The organism is Rhodanobacter sp. OR92 (assembly GCF_000427545.1).
Taxonomy (GTDB): Bacteria; Pseudomonadota; Gammaproteobacteria; order Xanthomonadales; family Rhodanobacteraceae; genus Rhodanobacter; species Rhodanobacter denitrificans.
Map to the genome: position 1 here is coordinate 20,722 of NZ_ATYF01000018.1, position 13,900 is coordinate 34,621.

General features: G+C 69.3%; 13 protein-coding genes. 7 read left to right on the top strand and 6 right to left on the bottom strand.

Annotation, left to right across the window (positions count from 1 at the left end):
- Positions 1–61 precede the first annotated feature (61 nt).
- On the top strand, positions 62–1,639 hold the full coding sequence (locus RHOOR92_RS0110865; protein WP_196802013.1) for an alpha/beta hydrolase-fold protein: 1,578 nt from the start codon (positions 62–64) through the stop codon (positions 1,637–1,639).
- Between the two features lie 12 nt (positions 1,640–1,651).
- On the opposite strand, the gene RHOOR92_RS0110870 is transcribed toward RHOOR92_RS0110865, so the two are convergent.
- The 3 genes from RHOOR92_RS0110870 to RHOOR92_RS0110880 all read right to left on the bottom strand — a co-directional run bounded on the left by RHOOR92_RS0110870 (position 1,652) and on the right by RHOOR92_RS0110880 (position 5,412).
- On the bottom strand, positions 1,652–2,074 hold the full coding sequence (locus tag RHOOR92_RS0110870) for a VOC family protein (RefSeq protein ID WP_007513066.1): 423 nt from the start codon (positions 2,072–2,074) through the stop codon (positions 1,652–1,654).
- 77 nt (positions 2,075–2,151) lie between these two features.
- Positions 2,152–2,967, bottom strand: coding sequence for a helix-turn-helix domain-containing protein (locus RHOOR92_RS0110875; RefSeq protein WP_007513068.1), 816 nt, complete (start codon positions 2,965–2,967; stop codon positions 2,152–2,154).
- A gap of 36 nt (positions 2,968–3,003) precedes the next feature.
- Positions 3,004–5,412: a DUF3772 domain-containing protein gene (locus tag RHOOR92_RS0110880; protein WP_007513071.1), complete on the bottom strand. Its 2,409-nt coding sequence runs from the start codon at positions 5,410–5,412 to the stop codon at positions 3,004–3,006.
- Positions 5,413–5,565: 153 nt separating this feature from the next.
- On the opposite strand from RHOOR92_RS0110880, the gene RHOOR92_RS0110885 reads away from it, so the two are divergent.
- Together RHOOR92_RS0110885 and RHOOR92_RS18695 are read left to right on the top strand one after the other, a co-directional pair.
- Complete coding sequence (locus tag RHOOR92_RS0110885; RefSeq protein WP_027490232.1) at positions 5,566–7,410, top strand: ABC transporter ATP-binding protein; 1,845 nt, start codon at positions 5,566–5,568, stop codon at positions 7,408–7,410.
- Between the two features lie 44 nt (positions 7,411–7,454).
- The gene (locus RHOOR92_RS18695) at positions 7,455–8,036 is read left to right on the top strand and encodes a YdeI/OmpD-associated family protein (RefSeq protein WP_007513076.1); all 582 of its coding nucleotides are present in this window, start codon (positions 7,455–7,457) and stop codon (positions 8,034–8,036) included.
- Positions 8,037–8,143: 107 nt separating this feature from the next.
- Here RHOOR92_RS18695 and arsH read toward each other — a convergent pair whose 3' ends face one another.
- Complete coding sequence (gene arsH, locus RHOOR92_RS0110895) at positions 8,144–8,911, bottom strand: arsenical resistance protein ArsH (protein ID WP_015447376.1); 768 nt, start codon at positions 8,909–8,911, stop codon at positions 8,144–8,146.
- 75 nt (positions 8,912–8,986) lie between these two features.
- Between arsH and RHOOR92_RS0110900 the strand changes: the two genes are divergently transcribed.
- Genes RHOOR92_RS0110900 through RHOOR92_RS0110910 form a run of 3 tightly spaced genes read left to right on the top strand, consistent with a single transcriptional unit; the run spans position 8,987 to position 10,951 of the window.
- Positions 8,987–9,493: an arsenate reductase ArsC gene (locus RHOOR92_RS0110900; RefSeq protein ID WP_007513080.1), complete on the top strand. Its 507-nt coding sequence runs from the start codon at positions 8,987–8,989 to the stop codon at positions 9,491–9,493.
- Positions 9,490–10,575, top strand: a complete 1,086-nt coding sequence (arsB, locus tag RHOOR92_RS0110905) for an ACR3 family arsenite efflux transporter (protein ID WP_007513082.1) — start codon at positions 9,490–9,492, stop codon at positions 10,573–10,575. Before RHOOR92_RS0110900 ends, arsB begins: the two co-directional genes overlap by 4 nt.
- Positions 10,576–10,579: 4 nt before the next feature.
- The gene (locus RHOOR92_RS0110910) at positions 10,580–10,951 is read left to right on the top strand and encodes a metalloregulator ArsR/SmtB family transcription factor (protein ID WP_007513084.1); all 372 of its coding nucleotides are present in this window, start codon (positions 10,580–10,582) and stop codon (positions 10,949–10,951) included.
- Between the two features lie 20 nt (positions 10,952–10,971).
- On the opposite strand, the gene RHOOR92_RS0110915 is transcribed toward RHOOR92_RS0110910, so the two are convergent.
- A complete protein-coding gene (locus RHOOR92_RS0110915) occupies positions 10,972–11,442 on the bottom strand; it encodes a cupin domain-containing protein (protein ID WP_007513085.1) in 471 nt (156 codons plus the stop codon).
- 9 nt (positions 11,443–11,451) lie between these two features.
- A complete protein-coding gene (locus tag RHOOR92_RS0110920; protein WP_007513088.1) occupies positions 11,452–12,249 on the bottom strand; it encodes a hypothetical protein in 798 nt (265 codons plus the stop codon).
- A gap of 157 nt (positions 12,250–12,406) precedes the next feature.
- Here RHOOR92_RS0110920 and RHOOR92_RS0110925 point away from each other — a divergent pair, with 157 nt between their 5' ends.
- Positions 12,407–13,855: a PLP-dependent aminotransferase family protein gene (locus RHOOR92_RS0110925; RefSeq protein ID WP_027490233.1), complete on the top strand. Its 1,449-nt coding sequence runs from the start codon at positions 12,407–12,409 to the stop codon at positions 13,853–13,855.
- Positions 13,856–13,900: the final 45 nt, after the last annotated feature.

A 13,900-nucleotide genomic window follows, 5' to 3' on the forward strand; every position in this document is an offset into this window, starting at 1 on the left:
CGACATGCGTGACATGCGTCGTGCAGTAGCGATCGTGCTGGGCTGCGGCCTGTTCGCCGGCATGGCGTTGGCGCGCACCGACGCGCCGGTGGCGCACAGCCCGTTCCGTGTCGAGCTGGGCAGTGCACTGACCCAGCCGACGTCGGGCCGGCTGCTGCTGTTCGCCACCGATGCCAGGGCGGCCATCGCCGCGGCCAAGGATGGCAAGGTCGACGAGGTGGATGCCAATCCGTTCGGCGCCACCCAGGCCTCGGTGGCCGCGCGCGAGGTGAGCCGGCTGGTGCCGGGACAGGGCGTGGAGATCGACGCTGATGCGCTGGCGTACCCGGCCGGCTGGTCGCAGCTGCCACCCGGCGACTACTTCGTGCAGGCGGTGCTCGACGTCGATCACAGCTACAACTACAGCGGACGCGGCGCGGGCGACCTGGTCAGCTCGGTGGTGAAGCTGCATCTGCCGGCCGCGACGCCGCCGCGTTTGAGCCTGGACCGCGTGCTGCCCGCGCGCGAACCGTGGGACCTTCCGGCGCGCTACTTCAGCGACACCACCCGCAAGCACCTCGACGAGGCGCGCCGCGCGGCGCAGCCGCTGGATGTCGTCAGCCCGGCGCTGAGCGCGTTCTGGGGACGGCCGATCCACATGCGCGGCTGGGTGCTGTTGCCGCCGGGCTATGACCCCGGCGCGAAGCAGACCTGGCCGGTGGTGTATGCCACCCACGGCTACGGCGGCAGCGTGGCATCGCTCGCCGGCAGCGCCGCGATGGTCTACGGCGCGATGGCCGAGCATCAGATGCCGCCGATGATCTGGGTGTTCCTGGACCAGTCCAGTGCCACCGGCACGCACGAATTCGCCGACTCGGTGAACAACGGCCCGTGGGGCCGGGCGCTGACCACCGAACTGATCCCGCAGCTGGAATCGCGCTACCGCATGGATGCGCGACCGTCCGGCCGCTTCCTCACCGGCCATTCCTCCGGCGGCTGGGCCACGCTGTGGCTGCAGACGCGTTACCCGAAGATTTTCGGCGGCACCTGGTCCACCTCGCCCGACCCCAGCGACTTCCACGATTTCACCGGCGTGGACCTGTATGCACCGCACGCGAACGTGTACCGCAAGCCGGACGGCACGCCGTACCCGCTGGTGCGCGACAAGGGCAAGGTGCTGGCCAGCTTCGAGGCGTTCGCGCAGCTCGAACGCGTGCTGGGCGAGTACGGCGGCCAGATGGCTTCGTTCGAGTGGGTGTTCTCGCCGCGCGGCGCGGACGGTCGGCCGCTGCCGATGTTCGATCGCGACACCGGCGCCGTCGATCCGGCCGTGGTCGCGTACTGGCGCGAGCACTACGACATCGCCCATCTCGTGCAGGCGAACTGGCCGCGGCTGAAAGGCGACCTGGACGGCAAGATCCACCTGGTCGTGGGCACCGCCGACACGTTCTATCTCGACGGCGCCGCGCACAAGTTCAAGGCCGTGCTGGATGGCCTGGGCGCGAAGTCGGACTTCCGCTTCCTGCCGGGCAAGACCCACTTCGACCTGTACGCGCAGGGCAAGGATCGTCAGGGGCTGCTCAAGCAGATGGCGTGGGAGATGTATGCGGTGGCGCGGCCGGATTCGAAGCTGAAGCGGCGGGCCGCGGCGGCACCGTAAGCGGCACCGGCGTCACTCGGGCTGCCACGGGTCGTAGCTGCCGAAGTACCACAGGTGGCCTTCCGGGTCGTGGCAGCTGTAGCCGGCGCCGCCGTAGTCCTTCTCGGCGTAGTCGTCCACGATTACCGCGCCGGCGGCTTTCGCCTGCTGGTAGTGCGCCTTGCAGTCGGCCACGATCACGCAGGCGCATTGCGTCTCGCGCCCGCCGATCTCGTCGGGCTGGGCGATGTGCCGGCCGAATTCGTTGTCGCGCACTTCGCCGAGCATGAGCATGCCGTTGCCGAAGGTGAGCTGGGCGTGTTCCACGCCGCCGTCCTCGTTCTCGTAGACGGCGTGCTTTTGGAAGCCGAAGGCCTTGCACAGCCACTCGATCGCGGCGTGCGCGTCGCGGTAGCGCAGGCAGGGAATGATGGTGCTGCCGTGGGACTGGGACATGCGAAGAACCTCGCTGGGTGATGTGCGCGGAGAATGGCGCCGGTGATGCCGCCGGTCTTGTAGATTTCCGCAACCGCTCAGGCGATCGGCAGGTGATTGAGGTAGGGTCCCCGCGCCGCCATGAACGCCCCTGGCGTGATGCCGGCGAAGCGGCGGAATTCATGGGTGAGGTGGGCCTGGTCGCAATAGCCGCAGTCCGCCGCGACGTGGCTCCAGTTCACGGCGGGCAGCGTCTGCGCCTGCACCACCACGGCGCGGAAACGCATCAGCCGCGCGTAATGCTTCAGCCCCATGCCCACTTGGCGGCGGAACAGCAGGCCGAGCCGACGTTCGGACAATCCGGTGTCGCGCGCCAGCAACGGGATCCGGGCTACCTGTGGCAGCCGGTCGAGCGTGGCCAGTACGTGTGCCACGGCGGATTCCGGTGCGGATCCGCGCAGGCATTGCAGCAGCCATCGCTCCAGCAGCTGCAGGCGCGTGCTGGCGTCGGCGGTTTCCAGCAGGCGCTGGCGCAGCCTCGTGGCGCTGCTGCCGAACAGGTCGGCCAGGTCGATGTCGTGGCCGGTCAGCGTACTGGCATCCTCGCCGGTCAGCGCGTGGGCGCCGCCGGGGCGGAACACCACCCCCATCACGCGGATCTGCTCGGCGGTGTCGATGATCTCGCTGTGCAGGCCTGGTCCGCCGAGCACGCTGCCGGACGAACGGGTGCAGCGCCGTGCGTCGTCGTCGCTGTAGACCCGCGTCTCGTCCTCGTGCAGGTTGATGATCAGCTGCGCGCCGGGCTGCGGCAGCACGCGTTCATAGCAATGGGCGGCGGGCGGCATGTCCCAGTCCCAGATCGTCGCGACCAGGGTGTCGAGTGGCGGTGCGGGCAGGCGGTGCTGGAATCCCATCGGCATGCTCCGTGATCAGGCGCAAGTCTACGCGTTTCAGCCGGTGCACTCGTCCTCGTCGGGCAGCGGTGGCAGCGTGCGCACCAGCATGCTCTGCGGGCTGGTCATCGGCAGCCGTTCGCGGCGCAGGCGTTCGAGAATCTCGAACAGCAGCTCGCTCTTCACCCCGCCGACCTCGCGCGGGCCGCCGACGTAGGCGACGCAGTTGAACGTCATCACGCCGGCGTTGACGTTTTCCAGCTGCACGTAGGGCGCCGGCGCGGCCAGCGTGCCGTGGTGCGCACGCAGGATGCCCAGCACCAGCTCGCGCACCTTGCCGGCGTCGGTGTCCAGCGGCATCGGCAGCTTGATCTGCACGCGGCCCTGCGCGTTGGCCAGGGTCACGTTGCGCACGTTCTGGGTGATCAGCTGCGAGTTCGGCACGATCACGGTGGAGCGGTCCCACATCTGGATCTCGGTGGCGCGCACGTTGATGCGGCGGATGTCGCCCTCGACGTCGCTGGACAGGCTGACCCAGTCGCCCACCTTCACCGGCCGCTCGACCAGCAGAATCAGCCCGGAGATGAAGTTCTGCACGATCGCCTGCAGGCCGAAGCCGATGCCCACCGACAGCGCGCTGACGATCCAGGTGATGCTCTTCAGGTCCACCTGCAGCGCGGCCAGCGTCAGCACGAACACCAGCATGCCGCCGAGGTAGCCGAGCAGGGTGACGATGGAGTCCTGCATGCCCGGTTCCATCGTGGACTTCGGCAGCAGTTGCTCGCGCAGCCAGCGCTTGAGCGTGCGCAGCACGAATAGTCCTGCCACCAGTACCAGCGCGGCGCTGAAGATGCTGCCGGGGTTGATCGCCAGATCGCCGAGCCGGAAGCTGCCGAGGGTCTGTTCGGCGCTGGTCAGCAGGTCCTTCGGACCGGCGCCGAACGGGGTCAGCACGGTCGCCAGCGCCAGCAGCACGAGCCCGACGCGACAGACGCCGGCAAGCAGGGTGGCGGTCTGTTCCAGCGTGTGCGGCGCCAGCTGGAAGGTGGCCTGCAGCCGCTGGCCGCTGCGCCCACGCGGCGACAGCAAGGTGTCGATCAGATCGGTGAGCAGATGGATCAGCAGGTACACCGTGGCCACGATCACGCCGACCCACAACATCTGCACGGCGACGAAGAACGCCAGTGCGATGAAGCCGGTGGCCACGCCCAGCCAGCTGACCGCCACGCCGAGCGTGGCGGCCGCGCTGAGCAGGCCCATCCATACCGGCCGGTGCTCCGGCTCGGCACCGCTGGCGGCCTGTTCCCGGCGGGCGCGGCGCAGACGCAGCAACGCCAGGCCGATCAGGCCGCTGATGACCAGCGCGAACAGGCCACGCGTGGCCACGGTGGCCGGCAGGCTGGTGCCGATCGCGCGGCTGGTGCGGTCGAGCAGGCCGAACAGCAGCGCCGCCGCGGCCAGCAGCCACGGGAACAGGTGCAGCCGTTGCGCCGCCAGGTCCGACAGCGCCGGCAGGCGCCACGATGGCCGCGGTACCGACAGCAGCGCCCGGCCCAGTCCGGTCACGTACGCGGCGAAGCACACCAGCCCGACCACGCTGGTGGCCAGCGCAGCGAGGTCGTCGTCGAGAATGTCGTTCCAGTTCAGCCCCAGGTAGGCCAGTTGCGCCGCCAGCCCGGTGGTGAGGACCGCGGCCAGCGCCACCGCGACAGCCATCGCGCTGCGCCGCAGATGGCCGTCCGGCACGTGGCGCGTGGCCAACCCCAGCAGCAGCCGTTCCAGCACCCAGCGGCCGCCGCCCAGCAGCAGCGCGGCGGCGATCAGGCACCACGCCAGCGGCTGCCGGTTCGGCGGCTGCCATGCCTGCGCCATGGCGTCGGCGAAGCGCGCACCGAGCCGCTTGAGCCGCGCCACGTCGTCCGGAAACGCACGCACCGGATCGGCCCAGAACGTGCGGCTGAACGGCGTGGCCGTGCGCGAGGCCAGCCGCGCCTGGAACTCGTCGTTGCGCAGGCCGCTGATCTGCGCCGCCAGCTGCGTCGCATTCTGGCCGAGCAGTTGCGCCTGCTTGATCTGCGCGTCCAGATCGGCCTGCGCCTTGTCGAGCTTGCGCCGCTGCGCAGCGACTTCCGGCGCCTCCGGTGGCGTTCCCTTCGCCGGCGTGGGACCCAGCACGGCAAGCTGCGCCTGCAGGGCGGTCATCTGCGGTGCGAGGTCGGCGGCCAGCTGGCGCGCCTGGTCCTGCACGCCGAGCGCGGTGGTGCGCAGGTCGGCCAGCGGCGTATCGGGCTTCTTGTCCTTCAGCGCGGCCTTGACGGTGTCGAGTTGGCTGCCCAGCTGATCCAGCGTTTGTGCGGGTGTCGCCGCTGGCGCGGCGGTCGATGACGGGTCGCTGCTCTGGGCAAGCGACGCGGCGCTGCCGAACGTCAGCAACAGAAGCAGGAGGCAGCGGAGCAGAGTAGGCATCCGCCCATGATCGGAGCGCCGCCGCGGGCGGTCAATCGCGCCGGGCGGATGAGTGGCGATCTTCACGGCTGGCGTTCAGGCTCGACGGTCGTCACCCCATGCGATGCCGGCTTCACGCACAATGAAGCGCCCCGTCGTGCCGGAACACCCATGATCTTTCGCTGGTTCGAATCCCTCATCGACGCGTTCAAGGAACCGCTCGACGGCATGCCGCCGACGTCGGTGTGGCGCTTCTATGCGTTCTACCTGCGCCAGGTGTGGCCGGTGTTCGCGGTGGCGATCGCGGTGGGTTTCGTGGTGGCGATCGTCGAGGTGTCGCTGTTCGGCTTCATCGGCCGCATCGTGGACATGGCCAAGGGCGCGCCGGCGGCGGATTTCTTCCGGCAGCACGGCAATGAACTCTTGTGGATGGGTTTCGTGGCGCTGGTCGTGCGGCCGCTGGCGATCGGCGCGCACGACCTGCTGGTGAACCAGGCGATCGTGCCCAGCCTGACCAACCGCATCCGCTGGCAGAACCATCGCTACGTGATCCGCCAGAGCCTGGGCTTCTTCCAGAACGACTACGCCGGGCGCATCGCCAACCGCATCATGCAGACCGGCGGCGCGCTGCGCGAGTCGGCGGTGCAGATCGTCGACGCGATCTGGTACGTCACCATCTATACCGGCAGCGCGGTCGTGCTGTTCGCGCAGGCGGATGTCTGGCTGGCGGCGCCGCTGGTCGCCTGGGTGTTCGCCTATGTCGGGCTGCTGGCGTTCTTCATCCCGCGCATCAAGCAGCGCTCGTGGCTGGCCTCGGAGGCGCGCTCGAAGCTGATGGGACGCATCGTCGACGGCTACAGCAACGTGCTCACGCTGAAGCTGTTTGCGCACACCCGGCGCGAGGAGGCCTACGTGGCCGAGGCGATGGCCGAGCAGACCGACAAGCTGCGCCGGATGACCCGCGTCACCACCGCGCTGGACGCCAGCATCACCACGCTCAACGGCTTCCTGATCGTGGGCACCTCGGCGCTGGCGCTGTGGCTGTGGAGCGAGGGCCGGGTGACGGTGGGCGCCATCGCGCTGTCGACCGGGCTGGTGATCCGCATCAACAACATGTCCGGCTGGATCATGTGGGTGGTCAACGGCATCTTCGAAAACGTCGGCACCGTGCAGGACGGCATCACCACCATCGCGCGGCCGCGCGCGGTGCAGGACCGCGAGGGCGCGATGCCGCTGGAGGTCACCAACGGCGGCGTGCATTTCGAGCACATCCACTTCCACTACGGCAAGCAGGGCGGAGTGATCGCCGGGCTCGACCTCAGCGTGCGCGCGGGCGAGAAGATCGGCCTGGTCGGGCCGTCCGGCGCGGGAAAGTCGACCCTGGTCAACGTGCTGCTGCGGCTGTACGACCTGGAAGGCGGGCGCATCCTGATCGACGGCCAGGACATCGCGCAGGTGACCCAGGAGAGCCTGCGTTCGCAGATCGGCGTGGTGACCCAGGATACCTCGCTGTTGCACCGCTCGATCCGCGACAACATCCTCTATGGCCGCCCCGACGCCGGCGACGCACAGATCATGGATGCCGTGCGCAAGGCGCGTGCCGACGAGTTCATCCCGCAACTCGTCGATGGCGAAGGCCGCGTGGGCTACGACGCGCTGGTCGGCGAGCGCGGCGTGAAGCTCTCGGGTGGCCAGCGCCAGCGCATCGCGATCGCCCGCGTGCTGCTGAAGGACGCGCCGATCCTGGTGCTGGACGAAGCCACCAGCGCGCTGGATTCCGAAGCCGAGGCGGCGATCCAGGAAAGTCTCGACCTGTTGATGCAGGGCAAGACGGTGATTGCGATCGCCCATCGCCTGTCCACCATCGCGCGGATGGACCGGCTGGTGGTGCTGGACAAGGGGCAGATCGTCGAGACCGGCACGCACGCCGAGCTGATCGCGCACGAAGGCCTCTACGCGCGGCTGTGGAAGCGGCAAACCGGCGGTTTCGTGGCGGCGGAGGACGCGTCGGTCCCATGACCTGGCTGACCCCGTATCCTTTGGCTGCCCAGGGAAGATCCGCGATGGTCAAGAACAACGCCACATTCCGATTCGAGGCGAAGCTGCTGCGTCCGGCGGAGCCCCGTGATGCGTCGTGGGCGTTCGTGGTGCTGCCCGCGGAAGTCAGCGCCAGGCTGCCGCGGCGGGGCCGAACGACGGTGGAGGGCACGCTCGATGGCCAGGCGTTCCGGGCCACGCTCGAGCCGGATGGCCGGCTGAGTCATTGGCTCAGGGTGGACAAGGCGCTGCGCGAAGCCGCGGGCGCCGCCGTCGGCGACACGGTCGCACTCGAACTGGCGCCGGTGGCCAGGGAACCGGAACCGGAGCTTCCGCCGGACTTGCGCCGGGCGCTGGACGGCGCACCTGAGGCCCGCGCAGCCTGGGAAAGCACCACGACCCTGGCGCGTGTGGACTGGATCCACTGGGTCACGTCCGCCAAACAATCGGCCACGCGCGCCAAGCGGGTCGCCGATGCCTGCGGCATGCTTGCTTCAGGCAAGCGCCGGGTCTGCTGTTTCGACCCGTCCGGCTGCTACAGCAACGCGTTCGGGGCGCCGGACGCGGCGGAGGAGCCGGAGGAGCCGGAGGAGCCGGAGGAGCCGTAGCAGATCCCGGTGGCCGGTCGGTGCCGTCGGACACGTCCGCCGCGGCTTCGGGCCGGCGGAGGACGCGCCGGTTTAGCCGGTGGCTGCGGCAGACGTGCGTCGCTGGCTCAGCACGCTCCGCTGCTGCAGCAGGCGGGTTTGCCCGCCGTCGCCGCACCTTCCAGCACGTTGGCCGCGACGGTCAGCGCCTTCGCCGCGGCGGCGCCTTTGCGCTCGCTGTAGCGGCTGACCAGGTAGTCGCTGCGCCCGCGCACCAGCAGGGTGAACTTGAACAGCTCCTCCATCACGTCCACCACGCGGTCGTAGAACGGGGAGGGTTTCATCCGGCCGTCGTCGTCGAACTCCTGCCAGGCCTTGGCCACCGAAGACTGGTTCGGGATGGTCAGCATGCGCATCCAGCGGCCCAGCACGCGCAAGGTGTTGACCACGTTGAACGACTGCGAGCCGCCGCAGACCTGCATCACCGCGAGCGTGCGTCCCTGCGTGGGGCGCACGCTGCCGTCTTCCAGCGGCAGCCAGTCGATCTGGTTCTTGAACACGCCGGTGATCGTGCCGTGCCGCTCGGGGCTCACCCACACCTGACCCTCGGACCACAGCGACAGCGCGCGCAGTTCCTGCACCTTGGGGTGGCTGGCCGGCACACTGTCCAGCAGCGGCAGTTCGTGCGGGTCGAACACCCGCGTCTCGGCGCCGAAGTGGCGCAGGATGCGCTCGGCTTCCAGCGCCAGCTTGCGGCTGAACGACTGGGGGCGCAGCGAGCCGTACAGGATCAGGATGCGCGGCGGGTGACCGGCGTCGGCCGGCAAGGCCAGCTTGGCCAGGCTGGGAGTGTCCAGCATATCGGCGGCTATATGAGGCAGGTCCTGGATCGGCACGGGCACGTTTCCTGTTGCTTTGATTTGACGATTCTATCATTATGGAAATATAGAAACCAATCCGGAACCGTCGCCATGCCCCCGTGTCGCGTCCTGTTCATCTGCACCGGCAACTCGGCACGCAGCATCCTGTCCGAGGCCACCCTCAACCACCTGGGCAAGGGGCGCTTCGAGGCGTTCAGCGCCGGCAGCCAGCCGACCGGGCGCGTCAACCCGTACGCGATCGAGGAGCTCAAGGCGCTGGGCATCGCCACCGAGGGACTCAGCAGCAAGTCGTGGGACCGCTTCACCGAAGCGGGCGCGCCGCCGCTGGATATCGTGATCACGGTTTGCGACAACGCCGCGAACGAGACCTGCCCGGTGCTGTTCGGCGACTTCGTGAAAAGTCATTGGGGCCTGCCCGATCCGGCCGCCGCCCACGGGGCGGGCGCCGCGATCGCGGCGTTCCGGCGCGCCCACACGCTGATCCTGTATCGAATCACGGCACTGCTGAAGCTGCCGGTGGAAACGATGGGGCGTGACGAGTTGAAGCAGGCGCTCGATCACATCGGCAGCATCACCGACGAAGAAGCGGACGCATGAACCAGACACCCGCAGAACTGACTGCTTGTCCGGCTCCCGCGGAGGGCGTCCGCATCGGCTTTTTCGAGCGCTGGCTCACCCTCTGGGTACTCTTGTGCATCGTCGCCGGCACGCTGCTGGGCCACCTGCTGCCCGGCAGCTTCGAGGCGCTGGGCGGCATGCAGGTGGCCCAGGTGAACCTGCCGGTCGCGGTGCTGATCTGGCTGATGATCATCCCGATGCTGCTTAAGATCGACTTCGGCGCGCTCGGCGGCGTGCGTCGCCAGTGGAAGGGCATCGGCGTCACGCTGTTCATCAACTGGGCGGTGAAGCCGTTCTCGATGGCGCTGCTGGGCTGGATCTTCATCCGCCACCTGTTCGCCGGCCAGCTGCCGGCCGCACAGCTCGATTCCTACATCGCCGGCCTGATCCTGCTGGCCGCCGCGCCGTGCACGGCGATGGTGTTCGTGTGGAGCAACCTGTGCCGCGGCGAGCCGGCGTTCACGCTGAGCCAGGTCGCCCTGAACGACGCCATCATGGTGGTGGCGTTCGCGCCGATCGTGGCGTTGCTGCTGGGCATCTCCTCGATCACGGTGCCGTGGAACACGCTGCTGCTGTCGGTGCTGCTGTACATCGTGGTGCCGGTGGCGCTCAGCATGCTGCTGCGGCGCCAGCTGCTGGCGCACGGCGGCGAGACGCGCTTGCAGAAACTGCTGCAGCGGCTGGGGCCGGTGTCGCTGGGCGCACTGCTGGCCACCCTGGTGCTGCTGTTCGGTTTCCAGGGCCGGCAGATCCTCGCGCAGCCGGCGATCATCGCGCTGCTGGCGGTGCCGATCCTGATCCAGGTGTATTTCAACGCCGGCCTGGCCTACTGGCTCAATCGCCGCTTCGGTGTGCCGCACTGCGTGGCCGGCCCGTCGGCGCTGATCGGCGCCAGCAACTTCTTCGAGCTGGCGGTGGCCACCGCGGTGGGCCTGTTCGGCGTGCATTCCGGCGCAGCGCTGGCGACCGTGGTGGGCGTACTGATCGAGGTGCCGGTGATGCTGTCGGTGGTGCGCATCGTCAACCGCAGCAAGCGCTGGTATGAAGCGGCCCGGGAGTAGCGCCATGCAGAACAGGCAAGCCATCACCATCCTCGCCGCGCTCGCCCAGGAGTCGCGGCTGGCGGTCTATCGGTTGCTGGTCGAACATGCGCCGGAAGGACTGGCGGCCAGCGCGATCGCGGAGAAGCTGGGCCTGCCCAACGCCACGCTGTCCTTCCACCTGAAGGAGCTGTCGCACGCGGGCCTGGTGAGCAGCCGGCAAAGCGGGCGCTTCATCTACTACGCGCCGGTGATCGAGGCGATGGACGCGCTGGTCGGCTACCTGACGGATCACTGCTGCAGCCAGTCCGCTGGCACGTGCGCGACCGCCGCGGCCAAGTGCGCCCCGGGCAAGCGGCCGGCCGGGGCCACCAGGCGCCGTCCGACCTCGGCCTGAGCCGCCTGACATCCCTGCGATCAGTCCACCAGATCCTGGATCGCCAGCCCATGCTCGCGGCAATAGCGCTCGTATTCCGCCAGCTGGGTGCTGGCCGATGCACGGCCGGTCACCACGCCGCCGGGGCCGAGGAACTCGACCGTGCCCATCACGATCACCAGCGCCAGCATCGGCTCGTCGCCGACGACCTTCCACCAGTCGGTGTTGCCCGGCGGCTCGTAGACGTAGTCGCCCGGGCCGATCAGCTCGCCGGTGCACAGCTTGCGCGTGCCGCTGAGGTTGTACGCATGGATCTCGCCGGTGTGGCGATGCAGCGGCATCACCGTGCCCGGCTCCATGCGCAGCAGCTCGACGAAGCCGCGGTCGTCGGCGAAGAAGCGCAGCGGGCTGGACGACTTGCCGGGGGTGGAGGAGGGCACCCAGTGCCGCGCGGCAGCGGTGCTGAAGCGGGCGGGCAGGTAGTCGTGCAGGCGGGCGGAGGGCATGGTCATGGGCGCGGCTCAGGCGGCGATGGCGGCAAGGTAGAGGTCGAACGAGGCGTCCACCGCGGCGCGGCCACCGCCGATGATGTTACGGCCCCAGGTGAAGCCGTAGACGTCCTCGAACGCGTAGCCGGCCAGGCGCGCCTGCATGCCGCGCACGGTGTCGGGCGGCATCGGCGTGAAGTTGGGATAGCTGCGCATGAACGAGACGTGGCGGCGGTTGCTGACCACGTGCGGCGCGTCGCCGGAGAACAGCGCGCCGCCGGGTCGCGGGCCGTCTTTCCAGTGCAGCACCGTGCTGCCGGGGAAGTGGCCGCCGCTGCGGATCAGCGTCACCGCATCGGACAGCCGGTACGCGTCGCCACGCCAGAACTGCACGTTCGGCGAGGGCCGGCGCACCCACTCGCGGTCTGCTTCGTGCAGCAGGATCGGCACGTTGCCGAGCGCCTCGCTCCATTCCAGCATCGCGGCGTAGAAATGCGGATGCGAGATCGCGATCAGGTCCACGCCGCCGCGCGCCTGCAACGTGGCGACCGCCTCGTCGGTGACCAGGCTCAGCGCTTCCCACAGGACGTTGCCCGCGTCGGTGGGCAGGTACAGCGCGCGCTGGTTGATCGCGAAATCCGGCGCCAGGCCGATGCCGAGCACGCCGGCTTCGTCCTGCAGGCGCAGTGTGTGGGTGGCTTTCAGCGCTTCGTGGGTCGTCCAGCTCTGGCCATGGGCGCCGACGTACTGGCGCTCGTCCTCGCAGACGGCGCAATGCGTGGGGGAGTCTGCATACTGGGTGCCGCAGGTTTCGCAGATGGCTTTCGTCACGATCGATTCTCCATGGGCTGGACCTCACCGGTGGGGCGCCCCGAAGGGCGCGATGCTCTTCGTCACGTAACGGAAAGCATGGCGCGGAGGGGTGCTCCTACCGTGCTGACTCTAGAGGTAATCTGGATCCTTGGTTGAGCCATTCACGAGAGATTCGATGGAACCAGTTTTCCCGTTTCCCGTGCTGCTGCCGCGCGGCTCCGGCGGGCTCACGCACGCATTGCACCTGCAGTTGCGCGCGGCGATCCTGGACGGCCGCTTGCCGCCGCACGCCGCATTGCCGGCCACGCGGAAGGTGGCCGAGGCCCTGGGGGTGGCGCGCAATACGGTGGTCACTGTCTACGACCTGCTGGTCGCCGAGGGCTACCTGGTGGCGCGCAAGGGCTCCAGACCGCAGGTCGTCGAGTTCGCCCGGCGCCGGTCGAAGCCGGCGCGCGTGGGTACGGACGATTCGCGTTTTGCGCCCGCATGGCGGGCGCCGTTCCTGCAGCCGTCGTCCGTGCGCGCCTTGCCCGAGCGCAATTTCCGTCTGGGCATTCCCGACCACCGCCATTTCCCCCATGACGTCTGGCGCCGGTTGACGGCGCAGACGCTGCGCAAGAGCGCGCGCGAACCGTTTGCGTATGCGCCATCGCAAGGCATCCCCGCCTTGCGCGAGGCGATCGCGCAGCACGTTGCGTTTGCCCGCGCGGTGGCCTGCAGCGCCGACGACGTGGTCGTCACCTCCGGCGCGCAGCAGGCGTTCGACCTGATCGCCCGGCTGCTGGTCACGCCGGGGCAAACGAAGGTGGCGGTGGAGGAGCCGGGCTACCCGCCGCTGCGCGCCGCGTTTGCCGCCGCCGGCGCACGGTTGCTGCCGCTGCCGGTGGACGACGAAGGCCTGTGTGTCGAACGCCTGCCCGAGGACGTGCGCATCATCAGCGTCACTCCCTCGCACCAGTCGCCCACCGACGCGGCGATGTCGCTGCGCCGGCGCGCCGCCTTGCTCGACTTCGCGCGCCGCCATCGCGCGGTGATCGTCGAGGACGACTACGACGGCGAGTTCCGCTTCGGCGGCCGTCCGCTCGACGCGCTGCAGACGCTGGATGGCGACGCGCTGGTGTTCTACGTCGGCACCTTCTCCAAGAGCATGTTCCCCTCGCTGCGCAAGGGCTTCGTGGTGGCGCCGGCGTGGGCGCACAGCGGGCTGGTCACGGTCAAGCACTGCGTCGACTCGCATTGCGACAGCCTCACCCAGTCCGCGCTTGCCGCCTTCATCCGCGACGGCCACCTCGCGCGGCACCTGCGCCACATGCGGCCGATCTACGCCGAACGCCGCGCGGCGCTGCTCGACGGGCTGCAGCGCGTGCTCGGCCGCTGGCTGCAACCGATTCCGTCCGAAGCGGGCCTGCACCTGGCCGCGCGATTCCGCGATCCCGCGCGGGCGGCCCGGCTCATGCCGACCATCCTGCGCCACGCCGCCGGCGCGGAATCCACCGCCGACTACGCGATGACGCGCGGGATCGAGCCGGCGGTGACGTTCGGTTATGGCGTGATCGATGCCGGCGATATCACGGCAGCACTGCAGAGTATTCGTCGTACCCTGGAAAGGGGCCGGGAACCGTAGGCATCGCTGACGGGTTCCGGCGGGAGCGCGTGCAGGCCATGGCGG